Source organism: Halopseudomonas sp. (assembly GCF_036961105.1).
In the GTDB taxonomy this organism is placed as follows: Bacteria; Pseudomonadota; Gammaproteobacteria; order Pseudomonadales; family Pseudomonadaceae; genus Halopseudomonas.
The window spans coordinates 1-741 of the sequence record NZ_JBALWW010000054.1; the positions used below are offsets into that span (position 1 = coordinate 1).

Sequence of the window (741 nt, forward strand, 5' to 3'; positions counted from 1 at the left end):
CTCACGACCGCTGCGGGTTGCCCCGTAGCAGACAACCAAAATGTGATGACCGCCGGACCACGTGGCCCGCAACTTCTACAAGACGTTTGGTTCCAAGAAAAGTTGGCCCATTTTGACCGCGAGGTTATCCCGGAACGACGAATGCACGCCAAAGGCTCCGCTGCCTACGGCACGTTTACCGTCAGCCACGATATCACCCGCTACACCCGTGCAAAGATCTTCAGCGAAATTGGTAAGAAAACAGAGCTCTTTGCGCGCTTTACCACTGTTGCCGGTGAACGTGGAGCTGCGGATGCAGAACGTGACATTCGGGGGTTTGCCGTCAAATTTTATACCGAGGAAGGTAACTGGGATTTGGTGGGCAACAACACACCCGTATTCTTTCTGCGCGACCCACTTAAATTCCCGGACTTAAATCATGCAGTAAAACGCGACCCCAGAACCAATCTACGTAGCGCCCAGAATAACTGGGATTTCTGGACCTCCCTTCCCGAAGCATTACACCAAATCACCATTGTGATGAGTGACCGTGGTATACCTGCCACATACCGCCATATGCACGGTTTTGGCAGTCACACATTCAGCATGATCAATTCAGACAACGAACGTTTCTGGGCGAAATTCCACTTTAAATGCCAGCAAGGTATTCAAAACCTGAGCGATGCCGAAGCGGAAGCCGTCATCGGTGCAGACAGGGAAAGCCACCAACGTGACCTTTATGACAGCATCGAGAAAGGTGAC

General features: G+C 51.8%; 1 protein-coding gene. It reads left to right on the plus strand.

Going from position 1 to position 741, the window contains the following annotated elements:
- Positions 1–741, plus strand: a 741-nt coding sequence (locus V7756_RS18945; RefSeq protein WP_335611755.1) for a catalase, incomplete at both ends; no start/stop codon positions are given.